This is a genomic window from Kribbella speibonae (assembly GCF_004331375.1).
GTDB lineage: Bacteria > Actinomycetota > Actinomycetes > Propionibacteriales > Kribbellaceae > Kribbella > Kribbella sindirgiensis.
Genome location: NZ_SJKC01000004.1, coordinates 615,010 through 638,447, shown reverse-complemented (window position 1 = coordinate 638,447; position 23,438 = coordinate 615,010). Strand labels below are relative to the sequence as shown.

The following is a 23,438-nucleotide window of genomic DNA, read 5'->3' as shown; positions in this document are numbered from 1 at the left end:
CATGTCCCGAATGTATTCAGGGGTGCTCTACGAGGACCGATTCCGGGTTGATGTCGAGGCGTAGACCGCGCCATACCGGATGCCGCAACCGGCCGTCGCCGCCCCAGCCGGAGTAGGTGACCTCGGCGACCAGCGCGGGGTCGAGCCAGTGCGCGCGGCGCCGGTCCGTCAGCGGGATGCTCGACGGGTCGAACGCCGGCCGGTCGATCTCGAGACCGGTCAGTTCGGCGCTCAGCAGGTCCAGGGTCGCGAAGTCGAGTCCGGAGCCGACCTTCCCGATCAGCACCAGCTCGCCGTCGGCGTACGCGCCGCAGTAGAAGGAGCCGATCTTTCCTTCCCGGTTGCCCTCCCCCGGATGCCAGCCGCACAGCACGACGTCTCGGGTCAGCACCGGCTTGATCTTGATCCAGTCTGCGCTGCGCCGCCCCGGCAGGTACCGCGACTTGCGCCGCTTCGCCACCACGCCCTCGAGTCCTTGTGCAGCGGACTGTTCGAGCGCCTGGTCGCTGTCCAGCAGCGCCGGCGGCACCTCCCAGAACGGGTCGCCGATGTCCAGCGACTCGAGCAGGCCGCGCCGATCGTCGTACGTTGCTTCTAGCAACCACTCGCCGTCGAAGCGGAGCAGGTCGAACAGCCGCACGGACACCGGCACCTCGGTGATCAGATGCCGCAGCTGGCGGGGATCGCGGACATGCATCCGGCGCTGCAGCAGGCCGAACGACGGTGCGCCGTTCTCGTCGAGCGTGACGATCTCGCCGTCCAGTACGGCGGGCAGTCGCAGTCCCGGCGCCTCCGCCAGGCCGATCAGCTCGGGGTAGCCGCCGGACACGTCGTGGCTGTTGCGCGACCACAGCCGGCAGACCCCGTCGTCGACCTCCGCGATCACGCGGATGCCGTCCCACTTCATCTCGTAGGACCAGCCCGCCCCGGACGGCATCTGCCCCAGCGCCGCCATCATCGGCAGCACCGGCGGACCGGTCACGGGGCTCATATCTGGCTCATGACTGGCTCATGTGGTCTGCAACCGCTTCAGCGCGCCGAGCACCTTCTCACGATCGGCGGTCGGCCACATCGGCGGCAAGGAGGCGCGCAGGAACGCGCCGTACCGCTGGGTGACGATGCGCGGGTCGAGGATCGCGACGACGCCGCGGTCCGAGCTGCGGCGGATCAGCCGGCCGGTGCCCTGCGCGAGCAGCAGTCCGGCGTGCGTCGCGGCCACGGACATGAACCCGTTGCCGCCCGCTTCATCGACGGCACGCTGGCGGGCCGCCATCAGCGGCTCGTCCGGGCGCGGGAACGGGATCCGGTCGATGATCACCAGGTTGCAGGTCGACCCCGGTACGTCGATCCCCTGCCAGAGCGACAGCGTGCCGAACAGCGAGGTCTCGGGGTCCTCGACGAACTCGCGGGCCAGCTCGCCGAGTTGTGCGTCGCCCTGGCAGAGCACCTTGAGGTCGGTGGCCTCGCGGACCGCGGCGGTCGCCGCCTCCGCTGCGCGGCGGGACGAGAACAGGCCGAGGGTCCGTCCGCCGGCCGCGGTGATCAGGTCGATGATCTCCTCGAACTGCTTCTTGCCCAGCCCGTCGCGGTGCGGTGCGGGCAGGTGCTTGGCGACGTACAGGATCGCCTGCTTCTCGTACTCGAACGGGGAGCCGACGTCGAGCCCGCGCCACGGCAGCGGGCCCTTCTCCTCGGCGTCGTCCAGCTCCGGCATCTCGTCGTCGTCGGCGAGCTTGTCGGCGGGCCGCAGGCCGACCTGGCGAGCGATCGCGTCGAAGTCACCGCCGAGCGTCAGCGTCGCCGAGGTGAGCACCGCCGTACGGTCGCGGAGGACCAGTTCGCGGAGCAGGCCGGCGACGGTGAGCGGGGCGATCCGGAGCTCACGGCCGTAGCGGTCGCGGTCGGTCATCCAGACCACGTCGGCGTCGCTCAGCGCGGCGACGCGTTCGGCGACGTCGAAGATCTCCTTGACCGCGCCCTTGGACTGCCGCTTGGCGCCGTCCGGGTCGTCGTCCTTGTCGTCGGATTTCTTGTTCAGGTCGGAGTACATGCCGCGGGCCGCGTCGCGGACCAGGGCGGCGGCCTCCAGGACCGGCGCGTTGGACGGCTCGATCCGGCCCTCGCGGGTGCCGTCGAGCGCCGCGCGAAGCGCGTCCGAGGCGTCGATCAGGTCGTCGGCCTTGTCGTCGTCGACGAACCGGCGGCCGCGTTTGGCGGCCCGCTCGACCATTTGCGGCGACAGCTCGTCGCCGGCCGCACCGGTGACCCGGGCGGGCAGCTCGTGGGCTTCGTCGACGATGACGACGTCGTGCTCGGGCAGGACGGTGCGGTTCTCGAAGGCGTCGATCGAGAGCAGGGCGTGGTTGGTGATGACGATATCGGCCTTGCGGGCGTGTTCCTTGGCCTTCTCGGCGAAGCACTCCTCGCCGTACGGGCACTTCTGCGCGCCGAGGCACTCACGCGCGCTGATCGCGACCTGCTGCCACGCCTGGTACTGATGCGACGGGGCGTGGTCCCGGTCGCCGGCCTCGCCGTCGGCGAGCTGCTGCTCCGCCCAGTCGCGGAGCTCGACAACCTGACGGCCGACCTCCCCCGACGGCGGCACGTCGACGAGCATGCCGTCGTCGTCCGGAGCACCCTCCCGGATCCGGTGCAAGCAGGCGTAGTTGTTCCGGCCCTTCTGGATCGCATACACCGGGCGGCGCGGCAGGAGCTTTTCGGTGGCGTCGAGCAACGCCGGTACGTCGCGGTCGACGAGCTGGGACTGCAGCGCGAGGGTCGCCGTCGAAACGACCACGCGACGGTCCTCGATCGCGTGCAGCAGCGCGGGCACGAGGTACCCGAGGGACTTGCCGGTGCCGGTGCCCGCCTGGACGAGCAGATGCGATCCGTCGTGCATCGCGGTGTCGACGGCCTGCGCCATCTCCACCTGCCCCGGCCGTGTCTGACCGGCAATCCCGGCCACGGCAGCTTCCAGCAGATCCCGCACATCAACACCCACCGCCATACCCTAGCCCGCACCCCGGACAGATTTCGCTCCGGCGGACCGGGGTGTGGATAACCCCTCGGATCAGACGACGGCGCCGCGGTCGGGTTGGGCGTCGCGGTCCACCTGGGTGCGTTTGGGGCGCGGGGGCGGGGCCGGGTAGCGGCGTTCGAGTTCGAGGAGGAAGGGGGCCGCGGTGAGGTTGGAGGAGTAGGTGCCGACGAGGATTCCCAGCAACAGTGCCAGGGAGAAGTCGGCGAGTGAGTCGCCGCCGAGGAACAGCAGTGCAGCGAGGATGAACAGGGTCGAGATACCGGTGTTGATGGTTCGTGGCAGGACGTTCACGATCGCGGTGTCGATGGTCGTGCCGAGGTTGTCGGTGGCCCGGGCGCTGCGGGTCTCGCGGATCCGGTCGAAGACGACCACCGAGTCGTTCACCGTGTACCCGATGACGGTCAGGATCGCGGCCAGGAAGATGCCGTCGATCGGTTTCCCGGTCCAGGCGAAGACACCGACCACCACCGACACGTTCTGCAGCAGCGCGAGGACCGCGCCGGCGCCGAACGTCCACCGGAACCGCGCGGCGAGGTACGCCAGCTGGGCGAGCAGGGCGATACCGAGGGCGATCAGGCCCTTGTTCCGCAGCTCCTCACCGAGCGACGGGCCGATGCTCTCGTTGCGGATCACCTCGGCGTCGCCGCCGATCCGCGCCAGCGATTCCTTGATCTTCACCGCCTCGTCGTCGCTGATCGTGCCGGTCCGCACGGTGATGTCATCGGTCCCGGACGCTTGTACGACGGCAGTCGGGTACCCGGCCTCGGCGACGGCGGCGCGCGCCTGGTCCGGGGTGATCCGTTGCGCCGTACTGACCTCGATCAGCCGGCCGCCGGTGAACTCGATGCCGAGGTTCAGCCCGCGGACGGCGACGCCCGCGACGCTGACGATGATCGCGACCGCGGTGATCACCAGCCAGCGGCGGCTGTGCTTCATCAACGCGGGCTGACGGGCTTCCAGCCAGGTCCGCACCCGGCCGTGGCCGGCGATCCCGCTCAGGCCCGGACGACGCAGGATGAACCCGCGCGACACGACGAACTCCGCGAGAACGCGGGTCACCACGAGCGCCGACAGCATCGAGGCGAGCACGCCGATCGAGAGCGTGACGCCGAAGCCGCGGACGGGACCGGCCGCGAGGAAGAACAGCAGCGCGGCCGCCAGGAGGGTGGTGATGTTGGAGTCGGCGATCGCGGACAGCGCGTTCTGGAAACCGCTGCGCAGCGATCGGCGCAGGCCGTCGGTGCGGCCGGCGATGAAGTCCTCACGGGCGCGTTCGAAGACCAGGACGTTCGCGTCGACCGCCATTCCGATCGCGAGGACGAAACCGGCGAGGCCGGGCAGCGTGAGCGTGGCCCCGAGCGCGGTCAGGGCGGCGTACGACATCGCGGCGTACCCAAGCAGGCCGATGACGGCCATCAGGCCGACGAGGCGATAGACCACGATGATGAACAGCGCGGTCAGCGCGAGGCCGATGATCGCGGCCAGCGCGCTGGCCTGGATCGCGTCCTGACCGAGCGACGGGCCGACCGTGCGCTGATCGATCACCTCGACCGGGACGGGCAGCGCGCCACCGGAGATCAGCGCGGCCAGGTCCTTCGCGCCTTCCTCGGTGAAGGAACCGGAGATCGTGGTGGAGCCGCCGGCGATACCGACCTTGCACAGCTGGTTGCCGCCGTTCGGGTCGACCTGCGGCGAGCTGATCACCTCGTTGTCCAGCACGATCGCGATCAGGCGTTGCGGCGTACCGACCGGCTGGCAGGCGGCCTTGCCGGTGATGTTCGCCCAGATCTTGCCGCCGTCGCCCTTGAAGTTCATCTCGACGAACCAGCCCTGCGCGACCTGCTGCGGGTCGAGCCGGCCCTCGGCGCCGCTGACCAGTTCACCGGTCATCGCGGGTTTGGCGAGCCGTAGGAGGCCCTGGCCGCTCTCGGGCGTCAGGTACGTCTCCCCCGCTGCCGGTTTGGCCGGTTTGGCCGCGACCTGGTCGAGCACCTCGTGGAACGTGAGCTGCGCGGTCTTACCGATCACCTTCGCGGCCTCGCGCGGGTCCTGGACGCCGGGCAGCTCGACGATGATCCGGTTCTCTCCCTGGCGGGTGACGTTCGGCTCGCTGACGCCGAGCGCGTCGATCCGCCGGTGCAGGACCTGGGTGGCCTTGTCGGTGGTCACCTTGTCCGCCTTGACGGTCGGCGAGTCCTTCGCCTGGAGCACGATCTGCGTCCCGCCGCGCAGGTCGAGACCGAGCTGCGGCTTCGCCGTCAGCGTGACGTACGTGGACGCCGCCAGAATCAGAAAGGCGAGCAGTGCGCGGACGAGGGACGACCGGTTCACCGAATCCTCCGGAGATAGGCACCCGCAGTACAGGTGTCATGACAGAGAGCATCCACGCGGACGTGGAACGCACAGTGTACGAACGCCATTCAACCCCTCCCCCTCACAACCCCACAAGCGACCACGTCGCGCGTGGTCGCGGCCGGCGCCGGGTGGTCAGTCCGTGTCGAGGCCGTTCTCTATGGCGTAGCGGACCAGTTCGGCTCGGTTGTGGAGTTGGAGTTTTCGGAGGGTGTTCTGGACGTGGTTCTCTACGGTGCGGTGGGAGAGGACCAGGCGGGTGGCGATCTGTTTGGCGGTGAGGCCTCGGGCTACCAGGCGGAGGACTTCGGTTTCGCGGTCGGTGAGGTGTGGGACCTCGGGGCCGGTCTCGCCCAGGCGGCGGTACTCGCCCAGCAGCAGTCCAGCCAGGCCCGCGCTGAAGATCGCGTCACCTTCGGCGGTACGGCGTACCGCCTCGTCGAACTCGTCCAGCGAGGCGGACTTCACCAGATACCCGGACGCGCCGTTCTTGACCGCCGCGAGTACGTCGTCCTGCTCGGCGCTGGCCGACAGCACCAGGACGCGGGTGTCGGGGAGGGCCGTGGTGATCTCGCGGGTCGCGTCGACGCCGGAGCCGTCGCCGAGTTGCAGGTCCATCACGACCACGTCCGGGCGGGTCGCCAGCGCGATCTTCACCGCGCTCGCGACGTCCGAGGCGGTCGCGCACACGTCGTACCCGCGACTCCCCAGGTCCCGCGCGACGCCTTCGCGCCACATCGGATGGTCGTCGACGATCATCACGCGCGTCATATTTTGAGCTCCCATTCGGTTCCTTCGCCCGGGGCGGTGCGGACCGTGACGGTGCCGCCCAGGTCGGCGATCCGGCCGCGGATCGACTGACTCACGCCGAGGTGCCCGTCGACGCGGGCCTGTTCGAGGCGCGCCGGCGTCGTACCGACCCCGTCGTCACGGACCGACACCAGGATCTCGTCACCGAGATCCTCGACCACCACCCAGGACCTGGCGCCAGGCCCGGCGTGCTTCGTCACGTTGCTCAGCGCTTCCTTGACCGCGGCAACCAGTTCCCCGGCGGTGGACGCGGGCAGCAGGACCTGCGTGGCGGGAACGACGACGTCGATCCGGGTCGTGGCCAGTGGCAACAACAACCCACACAGATCAACGCGATCCCCTGCCGCCACGGTCGGGCGTGTGGACATCAAGGTGCGGAGGGCAACTTCCTGTTCGGCGGCCAGCTGGGCCAGTTCGGTCGCTTCGCCGCCGATCGCCGTACCGCGCCGCTGCACCTGCGCCAGGACCTGCAGTACGCCGTCGTGGATCGAGCGACTGAGCCGCAGCCGCTCCGCGGTCGCGCTCTCCGCCGCGATCGCCTCGCGGAGCCGAACGCCCGCCTGCCGCATGGTCGAGGCGGCGTACCCGACGACCAGACCGGCCACCAGCAGCAACTGGACGTTCGACAGGATCTTCGACACGTTGTCGACCCCGCGCAGCGACAGCAGAGCGAGGCTGATCGTCGCGGCGCCGAGCAGACCGCCGTCGCGGCCGCGGGAGATCGCGAGCGCGAGGACCGGCCCGGCCGCCCACACCGAGGTCAGTACGGAGGCGCCGGCGCGGATGTCGAGCAGCGGCTGCGCCCACAAGGTCGCGAACATGCAGCCGACCGTGATGATCAGGTCCGCGAACGCGAGCCGCGTGTTCCGGCGGCCCCAGCGGCGGCTGTAGCCGTACGACGAGATCAGCGTCCAGACCCCCATCACGACCAGCTGCAGCACCGCGCCGTACGGGCGGACGATGCCGTCCCAGCGGGTCCACACGCCGAAGCACGCGAACGCCCAGGTCAGCAGGCGGAACACGACCAGCGCACGCCACAGCGGCTGCAGCATGTCCACGGTCTCGCGCTCCACGCGGAACAGTCTGCCAAGGAGCAGGGCTGCGACGCGTGAGCCCTACTACTCAGAACGCAGGTTTCCCCGCTCGTTCACAGCATTTCCTCAGTTCCACTTCAGCTGACGCTAAATTCCCCGTACTCTCGCGCAAAACACGCTCGGGGGAGCTACGAACACATTGCGTTATCAGACACGGAGGGGAATCGTGCGCAAGCTACCCGCTGGGCTGTTCAGCCTGGCCTTGGCGGCGACGACCGGGCTCGGCATCGCCGCAGCCACGGCCGGCAATGCCGCCACACCGTCCAAACCAGGGTCGGCGCCGAGCGCAAGTGAGCCTGCACCGGTGTCCGACGAGCTGTCCAGCCCGCTCGAGGACAAGCGCCGCGAACTGCGGCAGGAGGCGTTGACCAAGGTCATCAACGGCCAGGCGACGCCCGAGCAGCGCAACGGCAGCACGGTCGTCAAGCTCGGGACCAAGGCCGCCGGCGCCAAGGGCACCAAGAACGCCAAGGGCAGGGTCGACCAGTACGTCGAGCTGTCCCGGGAGAAGACCGACAAGATCTTCGTCGTGCTGGCCGAGTTCGGCAACGAGCGGCACCCGAGCTACCCGGACAAGGACCAGGCACCGAGCATCCCCGGTCCGTCGACCTTCGAGGGCCCGCTGCACAACGCGATCCCGGAGCCGGACCGGTCCGTCGACAACTCGACCGTCTGGCAGTCGGACTACAACCGCGAGCACTACCAGGACCTGTACTTCGGCAGCGGCAACTCGGTGAAGAAGTACTACGAGAAGCAGTCGTCCGGCCGGTACAGCGTCGACGGCCAGGTCACCGACTGGGTCAAGGTCAAGTACAACGAGGCCCGCTACGGCCGCTCGAACGGGTTCCCGTGCGCCGGCAACGTCTGCAGCAACACCTGGGCGCTGATCCAGGACGCGGTGAACCAGTGGGTCGTCGACCAGAAGGCGGCCGGCCGGACCACGGCCCAGATCGCCGCGGACCTGAAGTCGTTCGACCAGTGGGACCGCTACGACTTCGACGGTGACGGCAACTTCAACGAGGCCGACGGCTACATCGACCACTTCCAGATCGTGCACTCCGGCGGCGACCAGGCCGACGGTGACCCGCATCAGGGTGAGGACGCGATCTGGTCGCACCGCTGGGCCGTCCAGGTTCCCGGTGGCCCGAGCAACAACCCGTCCGGCGGCGCCCAGATCGGCGACACCGGGATGTACGTGTTCGACTACACGATCCAGCCGGAGAACGGCGGCATCAGCGTCTTCGCGCACGAGTACGGCCACGACCTCGGTCTGCCGGACCACTACGACACCTCCGGCGCGGCCGTCGAGAACGGCGTGAACTGGTGGACGATCATGGCGCAGAGCCGGGTCGGCAAGCCGAGTGACGGCGGGATCGGCGAGCAGGCAGCCGACTTCGGCGCCTGGGACAAGCTGCAGCTCGGCTGGCTCGACTACGAGATCGTGGCGTCCGGCCAGAACCGGACCGTCGAGCTCGGCCCGCACGAGTACAACTCGAAGAAGGCCCAGGGCCTGGTGGTGACGCTTCCGAAGAAGTCGGTCACGCACCAGCTCGTCGAGCCCGCGGCCGGGACGAAGTCCTGGTGGAGCGGTCAGGGCAACCAGTTCACGCACACGATGAGCCGCCAGGTCACACTGCCGGCCGGTCAGCCCGCGAGCCTCACGTTCCAGGCGAACTGGGACATCGAGGACTGCGGTCCGGACGCCTGCGACTACGCGTACGTCGACGTGAACGACGGCACCGGCGCGAAGCCGATCAAGGGCAGCATCACCAAGGACGCCGAGGGCAACGGTATCGACGGCAAGAGCGCCGGCTGGGTGCCCGCGACGTTCGACCTGTCGGCGTACGCCGGTAAGACGATCACCCTGCAGTTCCGCTACGCCACCGACCCGGCGGCCGGCGGGCTCGGGTTCTTCGCCGACGACATCACGGTGACGTCGGGCACCACGACGGTGCTCGCCTCCGGTGCGGAGACGTCGCCGGACGGGTGGACGCTGAACGGGTTCAGCTCGGTCGGTTCGTCGTACACGAGCCTGCACGACAACTACTACCTGGCGTCGAACATCAACTACGTCGCTCACGACCAGTACCTGAAGACCGGCCCGTACAACTTCGGTTGGGCGAGCACGCTCGGCGACAAGGTGGAGCACTTCCCGTACCAGGACGGCCTGCTGATCTGGTACTGGGACACCTCGCAGGAGGACAACAACACCAACGAGCACCCCGGTCAGGGCCTGGTCCTGCCGATCGACTCGCACCCGACCCCGATCAACCGCATCGACGGTCAGCTGTGGCGGCCGCGGGTCGGCGGGTACGACGCTCCGTTCGGCCTGGAGAAGGCGGACTCGTTCACCCTGCACATCAACGGGCAGGCGAGCTACATCCGCGGCCAGAGCGCCGTCCCGACCTTCAACGACAGCAAGTCGTACTGGACCGCGGACCAGCCGACGAGCAGCGTGAAGATCCCCAACAACGGCGTCAACATCAAGGTTGTCGCCAAGAACGGCACCTCGACGACCGTCCAGGTGAGCAAGCGCAAGTGACCGCATGACAACAGCCCCCGAGGTCCGCGAGGACTTCGGGGGCTGTTGGTTTGTTCAGGCGGTTGCGTACGGCGTGAGGTCGCCGGCCAGCGCGGGATGCACGCGGGCCGTCATCCGGGTGCCGTCGGCGGTGTGCTCGAGGTGTTCGACCGAACCCTCCGAGTGGATCCGCGAGACCAGGTCGCCGCGGTCGTACGGCAGCAGCACCTCGAGGGCCACGTGCGGCTGCGGCAGCGCGCCCTCGAGCAGCTCGCGGAGCTTGTCGATACCTTCGCCGGTGCGGGCCGACACGACGATCGCGCCCGGCTCGCGGTGCAGGATCGGCGCCAGCGCGAGCGGGTCGGCAGCGTCGGCCTTGTTGATCACGATGATCTCCGGCACGTCGGTCGCATTGATCTCGGCGAGCACCTCGCGGACTGCCTGGATCTGCGCGATCGGGTCCGGGTGCGAACCGTCGACCACGTGCAGCAGCAGGTCGGCGTCCGCGACCTCCTCCAGCGTCGAGCGGAACGCCTCGACGATGTCGTGCGGCAGGTGCCGGACGAACCCGACCGTGTCGGTCAGCGTGTACACGCGGCCGTCCGCGGTCGTCGTCCGGCGGGTGGTCGGGTCCAGGGTCGCGAACAGCGCGTCCTCGACCAGCACGCCCGCGCCGGTGATCTGGTTCAGCAGCGAGGACTTGCCGGCGTTGGTGTACCCCGCGATCGCGACCGACGGGACCAGGTTGCGGCGACGCTCCTGGCGCATCGTCGACCGGGTGCTCTTCATGTTCTTGAGCGTCCGGCGGAGCTTCGCGATCTTGGTGTTGATCCGCCGCCGGTCGGTCTCGATCTTGGTCTCACCGGGACCACGGCCGCCGATACCGCCGCCGGCCGCGCCGACCCGGCCACCGGCCTGGCGGGACAGGTTTCCACCCCAGCCACGCAGGCGCTGCTTCATGTACTGAAGCTGGGCCAGCTCGACCTGGGCCTTGCCTTCCTTGCTCTTCGCGTGCTGCGCGAAGATGTCCAGGATCAGCGCGGTCCGGTCGACCACCTTGACCTTGAGCCGGTCTTCCAGGTTGCGCAGCTGCGCGGGCGCCAGCTCGCCGTCGGCGATCACGGTGTCCGCGCCGAGCGACGCGACCAGGTTGCGCAGGTCGGCCACCTTGCCGGAACCGATGAAGGTCGCCGGGTCGGGCTTCTTGCGCCGCTGGATCACGCCGTCCAGGACCTCGGAGCCGGCGGTCTCGGCGAGCAGCTTCAGCTCGGCCAGCGAGTTGTCCGCGTCCTCGGCACTGCCCTCGGTCCAGACGCCGACCAGCAGCACCCGCTCGAGCAGCAGTTTCCGGTATTCGACCTCGCTGATGTCGGTCAGCTCGGTCGACATGCCGACGACGCGGCGCAGCGCCTGGCGCTCTTCGAGGTCGAGGCCCTCGGTAGTCAGTTCGTTGTCGTACTCATCGTGACCCGTGAACGAATCGCCGGAGTCATCGCCCTGAGTCAGGTCGGTTTCGACGTCGGTGGTCTCGTCAAATGCATGTGATTGGGTCGTCATATACCTTCCATGGTGGCACGGGCCTCAAGTACAAGCGACCCGTTTACCAGGAGTCAACGCCCCACGCAGAACTCAGATTCCCGGCAGCCACGCCCGGTCGAACTCCCCGCGGGCGTGCAGAACGGCCGGCCCGGTCAGTTCCAGGTGGTTGTCCGCACGCCACGTCACGCTCACTTCACCACCCGGTACGCCGACGCGGTACGTGACTGGGCGCTCGTCACGGGCTTGGCGTGCCGCGGCCACGGTCACGGCGCAAGTACCCGTACCGCACGACCTCGTCTCCCCCGCCCCGCGCTCGTGGACCCGCATCTGGACGTCGCGCGGACCACGCCGTACGACGAACTCCACGTTGACCCCGTGCGGGAAGGCGTCGGCCGGCGACCACGTCGGCTGATCGCACAGAGTGCCCGGCTCGTTCAGGTCGTCGACGAACGCGACCGCGTGCGGGTTGCCCATGTCGACGTGTACGGCGGGCCACTGGTGACCGTTGGCGTCGACCACGATCCCGGCCGCGTCGGGTAGCTTCGGCTCACCCATGTCGGCGGTCAGCGTGCCGTCGTCGTTCTGCGCGACCTCCTTGACGCCCGCGCGGGTGCCGATCCGGACCGGTTTGCCGTCGATCAGGCCCGCCTCCGCCAGGTACTTCACGAAGACCCGGATGCCGTTCCCGCACATCTCCGCGATCGAACCGTCCGCATTCCGGTAGTCCATGAACCAGTCGCCGCCGTCCTCGACGTACGACTGCTTGTCGCCCTGGATCACCCGCAGCACCCCGTCGGCGCCGAGACCCGCGTGCCGGTCGCAGAGGAACCGCACCACCGACGCGTCCAGCGCACCGTGCACGGAGCCGTCGGGATCGGGCAGGATCACGAAGTCGTTCTCGGTCCCGTGCCCCTTCAACCAGGGAAACGTACTCATACCGCCCAGCCTACGGGGCCGTACCGTTTGGGGCATGATCGCGTACTTCTGGGAGCAGGACGACGCTGTCGCCGTCGCGGAGCGGCTGGGCGGGGAGGTACGGCGCGGGCGCTTCCACGGCGAGGACGACGACGAGGACCACCCGTGGCTCGTCGTACTGGACGAGGTGGACCAGGCCGCCCTCGACGAACTACTGACCGAACACGACGGCTGGCTGGAATCCGACACCGACGCCCCACCCACCACACCTCCCCCACTCCCAACCGCCCCGAAGCGCTTCAAGAAGTAGCTCACACCACCCGCCCCGGGCGGGCACCGGTTGGGGCGGCGTTCGCTAGGACTGGTTGGCCGGCTAGTAGGACGTGGTTGATGCCGGTGGAGAGTTGCCAAGGCGCGTCGTACGTCGAGTTGTCGGTGATCGTGTGCGGGTCCAGGACCACCAGGTCGGCGATTGCGCCTGGCTTGATGACGCCGCGGTCGGCGAGGCCTAGGCGGGTTGCGGGGAGGGAGGTCATGCGGCGGATGGCTTCGGGGAGGGTGACGATGCCGCGGTCGCGGGCGTAGTGGCCGAGGACGCGGGGGAACGTGCCGAAGTTGCGGGGATGCGGATGGCCCGGGCCGGTGGCGTCCATGATCCAGCCGTCGCTGGCGACCGCCGTTCGCGGATGCGCGAGAACGGTCGTCACGTCGTCCTCGCTCATCGCGTGGTTGACCACGCTGACCGCGGCCTGGTGGGCCTCGAGAATGCGGAGCACGATCTCGGCGGCGTCCACCCCGTCGCGCTGCGCGATCTCGGTGAGGCTGAGTCCACGGCTGTCCTCGTAGCGACCGGGCGGCAGCGACGCGATCACGACCGAATCCGGCGAGAGCAGTACGTCGGCGCGGAGGGCGTCGGCGATCCGCGCGCGTTCGGCCGGATCGTCGAGCCGGTCGAGCAGAGCGCCGCCGGCCAGGGCCCAGGTCGGGAGCCTGGTGGTGAGCGTCGTACTCGTGGCGGTGTAGGGGTAGGCGTCCCATCCGAGGTCGATGTCGTCGACCTGATCCAGGTGTTCGAGGGCGGCGTCGACGAGACCGTAGTTGGCCTTGCCAACGGCCTTGAGGTGCGAGATCTCCAGCCGCGCGCCACCTGCCCGCGCCGCCGCGATCGCCTCGTCCAGGGCGGCCAGCAGTCCGGCGCCCTCGTTGCGGATATGGGTCGAGTACAGCAGGCCGCATTCAGCCGCCGTGGCGACGAGCGCAGCGACCTCCTCGGAGGCCGCGTAGGCGCCGGGCGCGTAGATCAAACCGGTGGAGAAGCCGACCGCGCCCTGGTCGGCAGCCGCGCGCAGCAGGTCCTGCATCGTCCGGAGTTCCGTGGGCGACGGCGCTCGGCGAGCGCTGCCCATCGCGGCGATCCGCAGCGTGCAATGGCCGACCTGCAACGCCAGGTTCACCGCCGGCCGCAACGTCGCGGCGAATCCGGCGAGATCGATCCACGTCCAGTCGTGCTTCGGTCCGAAGAACGCCGTACCTGCTCGTAGTGTCTCGAGGTCGGTGATCGGGAACGGTGACCAGCCGCAGTTCCCCGCGACCAGCGTGGTGACGCCCTGGGCGAGTTGCGATTCGGCGGCGGGACTCGCGCCGAGACTGAAATCCGCGTGTGAGTGCAGGTCGACGAAACCCGGTGCCACAATGTTGCCCGTGGCATCGATGACGTCGGCTTCGGCGACCGGCTCACCAGGTGGCAGCACCGCGGTGATGCGATCCTCCTCGACCAGCACCGTCCCGCGCACCAGATCGGCGCCGGTGCCGTCCGCGATCAGGCCGCCGGTCAGTGCCACACGCATCGAATCACTCCTGTTCTGGCCCGAGGGGCAGCTAGGCGACGTCTGGCCCGAGGGGCAGCTGGAGGGACAGTTCGGCGATCGTGTTGGCGGTGATCAGGTCGCGGTCCACGGTATGGCCGAGACCGGTTGCCTGGGGCACCTGTACGACGCCTTGGACGGCGGCCACGGCGGGTACGACGAGGTCCCGGGCGTAGTACTTCTCCGAGGCGGACACATCCGATGGGAGGGTGAACCCGGGGAGACTGGACAGGGCGACGTTCGCGAGCCGGCCGATGCCGAACTCGTGCATGCCGCCGCACCAGACGGCGATCCCCGCGTCCCGCGCCCGGTCGTGCGCTTCACGCGCTGGGGTCAGGCCGCCCATCCGGGACACCTTGATGTTGAGGACCTGCAGCGCTTCTAGTTTCAGCGCGGTTTCCAGATCGGCGACCGTCTCCACGCTCTCGTCCAGGCACACCGGCGTACCGATCGTCCGCTGCAGCTCGGCATGCGTCAGCAGGTCCCGCGGCGCGAACGGCTGCTCGATCATCGTCAACCGGTACTCGTCGAGCTTCCGCAGGTGCTCCAGGTCGCCGGCGGTGTAGATCCCGTTGGCGTCGACGTGCAGATCCAGCTCGGGGTACGCCGTACGCACCGCACGGACCGGCTCTATGTCCCAGTCGTGGGCAATCTTCAGCTTGACCCTCGGATACCCGGCGTCGACCTGCTGCTGTACCTGCGTCAGCAGCTCGTCGATCGTCGGCTCGATTCCGAGCGAGACACCCGCCACGACCTCGGTCCGGGTCCCGCCAAGGGCCGTTGCGAGCGGCAACGAACGGGTCTCTGCCCAGAGAGCCCAGGCGGCCGTGTCCACACCGGCCTTCGCGAAGTTGTTGCCGCGGACCTTTCGGTTGGTCAGCTGCTCGGGGTGGTTCCACGGGCGGCCGAGGATCGCGGGCAGCAGGTACTGAGACGCGATGTGCCAGCAGGACTCGACCGTTTCGGGGGCGTAGAACGGGTCGGAGGACGATGCGATCTCGCCCCAGCCGATCGCGCCCGACGCGTCCTCCAGTTCGACCAGGATGTGATCGAGGTACGTCTTGCGGTGCGAACTGGTCTGGAACTCGTGCACCAACGGCATCCGCACCCGATGCAGCCGGGCGGCCACGATCGTCAGCTCAGTTGACATACAACCCCAGCTCCGTGTTCAACCGGTCCCGCTCCATCAGCCGTCGGCGGGCGCCCTTCGAGCTCGCCGTGGTCAGCGTCGCGAGCACGTGCAGCACCGACGCGACGACGGTCGGCGAGTCGACGTACGACGCGCTCCCGGTCGCGACGTAGATGCTCTGGTCGGCGAGCTTCGCCAGCGGCGCGTCCTCGAAGTCCGTGACCGCGACGAGTTCACCACCGGCCTCGACGAACCGGCGGGCGATCTCGACAGTGTCGCGCCGATAGCGGCGGAACGAGAACGCGACCATCAGGTCGTTGGACCGGACATCGGACAGCACGTCGACACCGCGGACGACGGTGCCGTCGATCAGCGTCACCTGCGAGAGGCCGACGCCGAGGTCGAAGGCCAGCAGCGACGCGTACGAGTACGACTTCGCCGAGCCGATGATGAAGCGCCGGCGGGCGGCGACGATCCGGGCCGCGGCCTGCGCGATCGACTCGTCGGTGAGGATCTGGTCCAGGGCCTCGTCGATCGAGGCGCGTTCCTGCTCGACCACGCGGCGCTGCAGCAGCGTCGACGACCGCCGTTGCAGCCGGGCGTCGTACCGCTCGTGAGGGCTCGCGAGCTCGCGGTTGAGGGGATCGTCAGGCATGGTCGGCCGGCCCGAAGTAGTAGGCGCCGTTGCCGTCCGGGAGCCGCCGGCACGAGACGGCGACGAGGCCCTTGCCGAGCAGCTCCTCGAACGACCTGCGCAGCTCGCCCGCGTCGGCCGGCACGATCAGCTCGGTCAAAGCCTCCGGGGTGGTGGGGTGCTCGCGGGTCAGGTCCCACTCGACGACCACGCGGTCGGTGCCCGGGCCGTACATGTCGGGCGCGAACCAGCGGCCGCGGGCGCCGAGGACGTCGAGGTTGAAGTGCGCGTTGCGGATCTGCGCCGGGTCATAGGTCCAGCGCATCCGCGACATCCCGTGGCTGAGGGCAACTTCGCGCTGCGCGTGCTTCAGCATCCGGCCCAGACCGTGGCCCTGCTGCTCGGCGGCCACCACGGCCGACTGCGAGTAGTGGTAGAAACCGCGCCGGTCGGTGCCGCAGAAGCCGTACGCGAACGCGACCAGTCGGTCGCTCTCGTCGAGGATGCCGACCACCGAGCCGCCGTTGCTCGCCAGCGCGCCGAGCAGCCGTGGGTTCAGCCCGTACGCCGGGTCGAGGTAGCCGAAGACCTCGCGGTACAGCGCCGAGGCCTCGGCGAACCGGGACGCCGTGGTGAGCGAGACCGCGCGGAAGCTCACCTCAGAGATACGATTCATATCCTGATCCTATCCCCGGAAGATCATCGCTGGTCAATCGCCGATCGGATGATGATACGTTGACTATCTATGATGATCGAGCGACTCAGGGAGTACGTCGGCGCGGAGACCCCGACCGGCGACGCGGCCGCGCTGAACGCCTTCGCCGACCGGCTCGGGACGCGGTACGCCGAGCTCGGCGCGACCGTCCGCCGGGTGCCGACGCCGACCGGAGACCATCTGGTGGCCGACTTCCCCGGCCGCGCCGGTGCGGCTCCCCTGCTGTTCCTCGCCCACCACGACACCGTCTGGCCGATCGGGCAACTGCGGGACGCGATGCCGTGGCGCGAGCAGGACGGCATCATCCACGGACCCGGCGTCTTCGACATGAAAGGCGGACTCGTCGTCCTCGAGACCGCCCTGGAGCAGGTAGCCGGCCGCGATCACCGGCCGCTGCGGGTCGTCGTGGTCGCCGACGAGGAGGTCGGCTCGCCGTCGGCGCGTTCGCTCGTGACAGCCGAGGCGCAGGGCGCGTACGCCGCGTTCGGGTTCGAGCCGCCGCATCCGAACGGCGACCTGAAGACCTCACGCTGGGGCAGCACCAGGGTCCGCATCGAGGTCACCGGCCGCGAGGCGCATGCCGCTCTCGATCCGGCGAGCGGCGTGTCCGCGATCGACGAGCTCGTCGACCAATTGCTCGCCGTACGGCGGATCGTCGCCGGGTACGACGAGGTGCTGTGCAACGTCGGCACCATCACCGGCGGCGGGCGCACCAACGTCGTGCCGGGATCGGCGGCGGCCGACATCGGGTTCCGCTTCGTCGATCCGGCGACCGAAGAGGCCGTGCTGCAGGCCGTCGCCGAACTGCAGCCGGAGCGGGACGCCCAGTTGGCCGTGCGCGTGATGTCGAACCGGCCGGCCTGGCAGCCATCGGCGGCCACCGACGCGTTGCTGGCGCAGGTGGTTGCGGCCGGGCGGTCCGTCGGTCAGGAGGTCGGCGGTGCGGCCGCGACCGGCGCGGCCGACACCAACCTCACCGGATGGTTGGGCATCCCAACGCTGGACGGCCTGGGCCCGATCGGCCAGGGCGCCCACGCCGTCCACGAGCAGGTGATCGCGGCGACCCTGACGGAACGAGCCGCCCTGGTCGCCGCCATCATCACGTCACTTTAGGGGCCACGCGGTTCCGGCCGCTCCGCCGCCGCGTCGGCTCGGTTCCGCGGCCGCGAGGATCGCGCCTCCCGGCAGGAATTCGAGCGCCGCGACCGCTCCGATCTCCGAGGCCGAGCTCCCCGGAGCACCCGCCGGCGTGAACGTGTGCCCGTACGGCGTCAGCGCCGCGCCGTACCGATCGATGAACGCCTGCTCCGCCGTCACCGACGCGGTGTTGCGCTGCGACGCCCGCGGCGCCGCGATTGCCTCCGGCAGCGTCATCCGGCGATCGAGCCGGTTGGTCAACGTCTGCAGGACGGTCGTGATGATCGTCGAACCGCCCGGCGAACCGAGTGCGAGGTACGGCTTGCCGCCCCGCACCACGATCGTCGGCGACATCGACGACCGCGGCCGCTTCCCCGCCTCGACCTGGTTCGGGTCCGCCGGGTTCGGTGCGGCGGAGAAGTCCGTCAGCTCGTTGTTCAGCAGGAAACCACGACCCGGCACGGTGATCCCGCTGCCGCCGGTCTGCTCGATCGTCAACGTGTACGACACGACGTTGCCCCACTTGTCGGCCGCGACCATGTGCGTCGTCGAACGCCCCTCGGTGTCCGGGCGCTCCTCCACCGCGGTGCTCTTGCCGCACCGCGAGTAGTCGCCGTCCGGTGATCCTGCCGGCACCGGCTTGGGCGCCGCATGCTGCGGGTCGATCAGGCAGGACCGTTCGGCCCCGAATCCCTTGGACAACAGCTCCTTGACAGGTACGTCGACGTACGCCGGGTCACCGACGTACGCGCCGCGATCCGCGAACGCCAGTGCCGACGCCTCGAGGTAGGTGTGGAGTGCCTGCGTCGTCGACTGCTGCCGCAGGTGCTGCGGTTGCAGGATGTTCAACGCCTCACCGACCGTGGTGCCGCCGGAGGACGACGGTGCCATCCCGTAGACGTCCAGACCGTCGTACCTGACCTTGGTCGGGGCCTGGTTGAGCGCCTTGTACGACGCGAGATCGCTGGTCTCCAGGTAGCCGGGGAAGAACGGCAGCGTCGCGTCCGGTGTCTTCGGCGGGTTCTTCGCGACGGCCGCCATCTCACCGGCCAGTGCGCCGTGGTAGAACGCCGACGAGCCCTGCTGACCGATCAGCTTGTAGGTGGCGGCGAGCTCGGGGTTCTTGAACACCGAGCCGACCTGGGGCGCGTCGCCGTTCGGCAGGAACAGCTTCGCGGTCGGTACCACCTGAGCGAACCGGTCCTTGTTCTCCAAGGTCTGCAGGCGGAACGTCGGATCCACCACGAAGCCGCGGTCGGCCAGCTCGGCGGCCGGTTTCAGCGCCTTCCCGAGCGACAGCGAACCCCACTGCTTCAGGGCCTTGTCCCAGGTCGCGAGCGTTCCCGGTACGCCGATCGACACACCGGACGTCACGAGCTGCGCGAACGGGTACGGCGTACCGGTCGCGGGGTTGACGAACGCGTCCGACGGCATCGTCGCGGGCGCGGTCTCGCGGCCGTCGATCGTGAACACCATGCGGGACCTGGCGTTGTAGTACACGAAGTACCCGCCGCCGCCGATACCGGCCGAGTACGGCTCGGTGACGCCGAGCGCGGCGGCCGTGGCGACCGCGGCGTCGACCGCGTTACCGCCGCGACGCAGGACGTCGAGGCCGATGTTCGTCGCGTCGGGATCGACCGACGACACCGCGCCGCCGTACCCGATCGAGGTCGGCTGCCGCGTCGGCGCCTGCGCTTCTGCGGTGGTTGTGGCGGTGAAGGCAGTGAGAACGAGGGTTCCTGCGGACAGTGATGCGACCAGCTTCTTCACGAATTCCCCCACACGGACTCGGGGACAGGGACAGCCCCTGCCTATCTCACCTGGGGGTTGTGCGCCAGTCGCAGCGCGTCTAGTTGACCGTACAAGAGTTCAAGAAGCGGCGGAGTACGTCGTCCGGCCACTCGACCGTGCCGGTGGGCAGCTCGACCAGCAACCACTGGTCGGACAGCTTCACCTGACCGGACAGACGGCCGTCAAGAGTGCCGATGTGGAAGGTCTTGCCGCTCGCGTCGGTGACACGGACCTGCTGCAGGCTGCGTGCCTGCGGCGCGGCCTGAAGCACCACCTTGGCGGCACTGTCCGCGGTCCGCATTTCCGGCTGGGACAGCACGACACGGGTGGCCGTCATCGGGACCTCGGGGCTCCACCCCTTCGGCGCCAGCGTGCAGTTGAACGTGCTCCACGCCTCCTTGTTGGCGACCAGCTCGACGACGGACGCACCGAACATCGACATCGTCTGACCGCTCGACGGCGCGGCGGACGGCACCTTCGCGGGACTCGCCGACGCGGAGGCCGTCTCCTTCTCGGGCGGCCCACCGGCCACCTCGGTGCCGTTTCCCCACCACTTCACCTGGTTGCCGATCGCGAGCACCAGCGCCGACGCAGCGGCGACACACAGCACCCCGGTGACCCGCCGCCGGCGCTTGATCCTGCGCAGCGCCCGCCGTCCCCGGCCGACGTCCGCGTCGATATCCGCGTCCGGCAGCCCTTCGGCGGCGCTGTCCGCGAACCCCTCCAACAATCTCTTGACCTCGTCCACCTGTTCTATATCCTCCCCACCCCGCCGCCCCGGTCGGTCATCTCAGCTACTCCCCGTCTCTTCCGTCATCAGTTCCTTCAGGCGCTTGAGCGCCTTGGCTGTCTGGCTCTTCACAGTTCCTTCGGTGCACTCCAGGATCCGCGCGCAGCTGGCCACATCGAGATCCTGGAAATACCGCAGTACCAGGACCGCCCGCTGCCGTGGCGCCAGGTCCAGCAGTGCATCCCGGATGGCGAGCGTGTCCGCCTGGTCCGGTACGTCGCTCAACCGCGGCTCGACAGCGTCCGCGGTCACCACCTCCGGGTGGCGGCCGGCCCGGCGGCGTTCGTCGAGGAAGGCGTTGACCAGAATGCGGTGCGCATACGGTCCGGCGCCTTCGTGCTTGATCCGGTGCCAGTGCACGTACACCCGGGTACAGGCGGTCTGGACCAGATCTTCGGCGGTGTGCACATCCCCCGCGGTGAGCAGCAACGCCGTGCGCATCAGCCGCGTGCGGTCCGCGAGCAGGTACTCGCGGAACTCGGCCTCACGGTCACCCCCTCGCATCTACGGCCCCTGCATTCGGGCTCTGGCCGTTGTTCACCTCGACTACGCCGGGGGCGCCTGCGCGGTTGCCTTCGGCCACCACAGTTCTACGGAGCACTTGAAAAGCCTTCTCCACGAGATCGGGGGCGTCGTACGGGAGCCAGGTGATGCGTTGGTCCTTACGGAACCACGAGTCCTGCCGGCGCGCGAACCTGCGTGTGGCCTGGGCGGTCCGCTCCCGGGCCTGCTCTTCGTCGATCTCACCGTTCAGCAACGCGATCACCTGCGAGTACCCGAGGGCACGGTTGGCAGTCCTGCCTTCAATCAAACCCTTGTTCAGCAGTCCGCGCACCTCGGCGACGAATCCGGCGTCGAACATCCGGTCCACCCGGCGGTCGATCCGCTCGTCGAGCACCGGCCGCGGTACGTCGAGACCGAGCTGGATCGCGCCCGGATAGACGTAGCGGTGCTCCGGCAGCGTGGCGACGTACGGGCCGCCGGTGATCTCGATGACCTCCAGCGCGCGGACGATCCGCCGCCCGTTGCTGGGCAGGATCTGCTCGGCGGCCTTCGGGTCCTGCTCGGCCAGCTGCTGATGGAGCGCCCCGGAGCCCCTCGCCTCGAGCTCGGCCTCCAGTCGCGCGCGAACCTCCGGGTCGGTGCCGGGGAAGACGAAGTCGTCCAGGATCGCGCGGACGTAGAGCGCCGAGCCGCCGGCGAGCACCGGCACCTTGGTCCTGTTGATGCAGTCGTCGATCGCGTGCCGGGCGAGCTCCTGGAACTCGGCCACGGTCGCGGTCTCGGTGACGTCCAGGATGTCCAGCAGATGATGCGGTACGCCGGCGCGCTCCGCCGTACTGATCTTCGCCGTCCCGATGTCCATGCCGCGGTACACCTGCATCGCGTCCGCGTTCACCACCTCGCCACCCAGATGTCGGGACAGGGCGACGGCGAGATCGGACTTCCCGGCCGCGGTGGGACCGACGACCGCGACGACGAGTGCAGCAGGCATCGCTCCAGTCTGGCAGCTCCCCGCTCAAGACTTGGCCAAGAGGTCTTTACCAGCCTTGTGGATGACCCGGGAAGAGCGGTAGGAAATCTGGAGTTCGAGACATTTCTACGGGAGGAACGCACGTGACGAATCCGTTCGATGAAGGGGCTGACGCGGCCAAGGACGCGGCCAAGGACGCGCTCGGCGACGACGCCGACGCCCTGTCCGCCGCGAAGCGCAGCGGCGGCGATGTCGAGTTCAGCGCCGGCGACGTGGACCCCGGCGGTGACTCCGGCGGCGACGTCGAGTCCGGCGGCGATGTGGAGTCGGGTGGCGACGTCGAATCCGGCGGCGGCAGCTCGGACAGCGGCGGCGACGTAGAGTAAATGCCGTCGGCATCGTTTTGGGTACGGCGCTCGCGGAGATCCCACAGTTGAGGCGTTGCAGGTGCGAAGATCACCGCTAGCTGTCTGTAAGCACTCAACTACGCAGGAATGGGAGCCCCGAGATGGGCATCTTCGACAAGTTCAAGGGCAAGGCCGAGGACCTGAAGGACAAGGCCACCGACCTGGTCGACGGCCACGGCGACAAGGTCGGTGAAGGCCTGGACAAGGCCGGCGACTTCGTCGACGAGAAGACGGGCGGCAAGTACGGCGACAAGATCGACACGGGCGTCGACAAGGCCAAGGACGGGTTGGACAACCTGGACGGCCAGAACGACGACATCCCGGACCGGCAGAACCCCGCCTGACGTACCCGCACGAAGGGCCGCAAGCACCACGCTTGCGGCCCTTCGTCATACCCGGCCCGTTCGGGGAGAACTGGGGACAGGCCGCGGGGACTGGGAACACGCAATTGCTTGTGCCCAGTCGCCAGCGCCTGTCCCCAGTTCCTGTGATGCGCGTCGCCCAACGCGACCGCCTAGGTTCCCCGAGTCGTGGTGTTCGGCTCTGAGGCCCCTCCTCGAGTCGTGAATCACGGCGGGAAAGCACAACCGCAATCCACGACTCGACAAACCAGCTCCGCCCATCACCACAGCTGTTTCGCCGGGCACACTCGCGCCGGACAACAGTTCGCTCGCCGGCGAAGCCGGCCAACAAGCAGCCGCCGCGAAGCGGTGTCCGATGTGTCGGTGGGGGTGTTTAGGGTGCTTGGTATGGATCGGTTTCGGGTGGTGCCTGCGGCTTATGTGATTGTTCGGCGGGGGGATGAGGTGTTGTTGATGCTGCGGGACGGCACCGGGTACATGGACGGGCATTGGGCGGTGCCGGCGGGGCATGTGGAGCGTGGGGAGTCGGTGGTGGAGGCGGCGGTGCGGGAGCTCCGGGAGGAGGTCGGGCTGGAGGTCGCGCCGGAGGATCTGGTGCCGGTGACGGCGATGCACCGGACGGGCGGGAACGGCGATCCGATCGACGAGCGGGTCGACTTCTTCTTCACGGCGGAGCGGTGGACGGGCGAGCCGCGGCTGATGGAGCCGGAGAAGGCGGCCGGTCTCGAGTGGTATCCGCTGGACAAGCTGCCCGAGCCGCTGGTCCCGCACGAGGCGCGGGTGCTCGGCGCGGTGGCCGACGGTGCCGCGCTTCCTGCGGTGATCGCCCAGGGTTTCGCCTGAGTTCACCGCCCAGCAGGACG

The 23,438-nt window shown here is 69.1% G+C and carries 21 protein-coding genes; 6 read left to right on the top strand and 15 right to left on the bottom strand.

The features are described from left to right. Positions 1-16: 16 nt before the first annotated feature. The 5 genes from ligD to macS form a co-directional block, all read right to left on the bottom strand. On the bottom strand, positions 17-991 hold the full coding sequence (gene ligD, locus E0H92_RS31115) for a non-homologous end-joining DNA ligase (protein WP_131464154.1): 975 nt from the start codon (positions 989-991) through the stop codon (positions 17-19). A gap of 18 nt (positions 992-1,009) precedes the next feature. Next, entirely contained in the window at positions 1,010-3,007 is a 1,998-nt protein-coding gene (locus E0H92_RS31110; RefSeq protein WP_131296497.1) for an ATP-dependent DNA helicase, read from the bottom strand. Between the two features lie 63 nt (positions 3,008-3,070). Next, positions 3,071-5,371 (bottom strand): protein translocase subunit SecD, encoded by a 2,301-nt coding sequence (gene secD, locus E0H92_RS31105; RefSeq protein WP_131498746.1) that lies wholly within the window; start codon positions 5,369-5,371, stop codon positions 3,071-3,073. Between the two features lie 156 nt (positions 5,372-5,527). Beyond that, positions 5,528-6,163 (bottom strand): response regulator, encoded by a 636-nt coding sequence (locus E0H92_RS31100; RefSeq protein ID WP_131296547.1) that lies wholly within the window; start codon positions 6,161-6,163, stop codon positions 5,528-5,530. Then, positions 6,160-7,275, bottom strand: coding sequence for a MacS family sensor histidine kinase (gene macS / locus E0H92_RS31095; protein ID WP_238173671.1), 1,116 nt, complete (start codon positions 7,273-7,275; stop codon positions 6,160-6,162). Before macS ends, E0H92_RS31100 begins: the two co-directional genes overlap by 4 nt. A gap of 187 nt (positions 7,276-7,462) precedes the next feature. Between macS and E0H92_RS31090 the strand changes: the two genes are divergently transcribed. Beyond that, a complete protein-coding gene (locus tag E0H92_RS31090) occupies positions 7,463-9,838 on the top strand; it encodes an immune inhibitor A domain-containing protein (protein ID WP_131498745.1) in 2,376 nt (791 codons plus the stop codon). Between the two features lie 54 nt (positions 9,839-9,892). Here the strand turns inward: E0H92_RS31090 and hflX are convergent, their stop codons facing one another. Together hflX and dapF are read right to left on the bottom strand one after the other, a co-directional pair. Further along, positions 9,893-11,374, bottom strand: coding sequence for a GTPase HflX (gene hflX / locus E0H92_RS31085; protein ID WP_131498744.1), 1,482 nt, complete (start codon positions 11,372-11,374; stop codon positions 9,893-9,895). A 72-nt stretch (positions 11,375-11,446) separates the two neighbouring features. After that, entirely contained in the window at positions 11,447-12,292 is an 846-nt protein-coding gene (dapF, locus tag E0H92_RS31080) for a diaminopimelate epimerase (protein ID WP_131464143.1), read from the bottom strand. 34 nt (positions 12,293-12,326) lie between these two features. Between dapF and E0H92_RS31075 the strand changes: the two genes are divergently transcribed. After that, positions 12,327-12,581: a hypothetical protein gene (locus E0H92_RS31075; protein WP_131498743.1), complete on the top strand. Its 255-nt coding sequence runs from the start codon at positions 12,327-12,329 to the stop codon at positions 12,579-12,581. Between the two features lies 1 nt (position 12,582). On the opposite strand, the gene E0H92_RS31070 is transcribed toward E0H92_RS31075, so the two are convergent. The 4 genes from E0H92_RS31070 to E0H92_RS31055 are packed head-to-tail and all read right to left on the bottom strand — an operon-like array spanning position 12,583 to position 16,575. Then, positions 12,583-14,118 (bottom strand): N-acyl-D-amino-acid deacylase family protein, encoded by a 1,536-nt coding sequence (locus E0H92_RS31070; protein WP_131498742.1) that lies wholly within the window; start codon positions 14,116-14,118, stop codon positions 12,583-12,585. 31 nt (positions 14,119-14,149) lie between these two features. After that, complete coding sequence (gene menC, locus E0H92_RS31065; RefSeq protein ID WP_131498741.1) at positions 14,150-15,286, bottom strand: o-succinylbenzoate synthase; 1,137 nt, start codon at positions 15,284-15,286, stop codon at positions 14,150-14,152. Beyond that, positions 15,276-15,920 carry a MurR/RpiR family transcriptional regulator gene (locus E0H92_RS31060; protein ID WP_131464135.1) on the bottom strand — a complete coding sequence of 215 codons (645 nt, stop codon included), beginning with the start codon at positions 15,918-15,920 and terminating at the stop codon, positions 15,276-15,278. The genes menC and E0H92_RS31060 overlap by 11 nt, the downstream gene beginning before the upstream one ends. Continuing rightward, positions 15,913-16,575, bottom strand: coding sequence for a GNAT family N-acetyltransferase (locus E0H92_RS31055; RefSeq protein ID WP_131498740.1), 663 nt, complete (start codon positions 16,573-16,575; stop codon positions 15,913-15,915). The genes E0H92_RS31060 and E0H92_RS31055 overlap by 8 nt, the downstream gene beginning before the upstream one ends. A gap of 69 nt (positions 16,576-16,644) precedes the next feature. On the opposite strand from E0H92_RS31055, the gene E0H92_RS31050 reads away from it, so the two are divergent. Next, a complete protein-coding gene (locus E0H92_RS31050; protein WP_131498739.1) occupies positions 16,645-17,727 on the top strand; it encodes a M20/M25/M40 family metallo-hydrolase in 1,083 nt (360 codons plus the stop codon). Here E0H92_RS31050 and ggt read toward each other — a convergent pair. The 4 genes from ggt to miaA all read right to left on the bottom strand — a co-directional run bounded on the left by ggt (position 17,719) and on the right by miaA (position 21,827). Continuing rightward, the gene (gene ggt / locus E0H92_RS31045) at positions 17,719-19,521 is read right to left on the bottom strand and encodes a gamma-glutamyltransferase (RefSeq protein ID WP_131498738.1); all 1,803 of its coding nucleotides are present in this window, start codon (positions 19,519-19,521) and stop codon (positions 17,719-17,721) included. The genes E0H92_RS31050 and ggt overlap by 9 nt on opposite strands. 79 nt (positions 19,522-19,600) lie before the next feature. Then, positions 19,601-20,290 (bottom strand): hypothetical protein, encoded by a 690-nt coding sequence (locus E0H92_RS44380; RefSeq protein ID WP_165550114.1) that lies wholly within the window; start codon positions 20,288-20,290, stop codon positions 19,601-19,603. Positions 20,291-20,332: 42 nt separating this feature from the next. Beyond that, positions 20,333-20,836 carry a SigE family RNA polymerase sigma factor gene (locus tag E0H92_RS31030; protein ID WP_131464123.1) on the bottom strand — a complete coding sequence of 168 codons (504 nt, stop codon included), beginning with the start codon at positions 20,834-20,836 and terminating at the stop codon, positions 20,333-20,335. Further along, positions 20,823-21,827 carry a tRNA (adenosine(37)-N6)-dimethylallyltransferase MiaA gene (gene miaA / locus E0H92_RS31025; protein WP_131498736.1) on the bottom strand — a complete coding sequence of 335 codons (1,005 nt, stop codon included), beginning with the start codon at positions 21,825-21,827 and terminating at the stop codon, positions 20,823-20,825. Before miaA ends, E0H92_RS31030 begins: the two co-directional genes overlap by 14 nt. Before the next feature lie 122 nt (positions 21,828-21,949). On the opposite strand from miaA, the gene E0H92_RS31020 reads away from it, so the two are divergent. From E0H92_RS31020 to E0H92_RS31010, 3 genes are all read left to right on the top strand, one after another. Continuing rightward, complete coding sequence (locus E0H92_RS31020) at positions 21,950-22,192, top strand: hypothetical protein (protein ID WP_131464119.1); 243 nt, start codon at positions 21,950-21,952, stop codon at positions 22,190-22,192. A gap of 122 nt (positions 22,193-22,314) precedes the next feature. Then, on the top strand, positions 22,315-22,557 hold the full coding sequence (locus tag E0H92_RS31015; protein WP_131464117.1) for an antitoxin: 243 nt from the start codon (positions 22,315-22,317) through the stop codon (positions 22,555-22,557). A 405-nt stretch (positions 22,558-22,962) separates the two neighbouring features. Beyond that, the gene (locus E0H92_RS31010; RefSeq protein ID WP_131464115.1) at positions 22,963-23,418 is read left to right on the top strand and encodes an NUDIX hydrolase; all 456 of its coding nucleotides are present in this window, start codon (positions 22,963-22,965) and stop codon (positions 23,416-23,418) included. Positions 23,419-23,438: the final 20 nt, after the last annotated feature.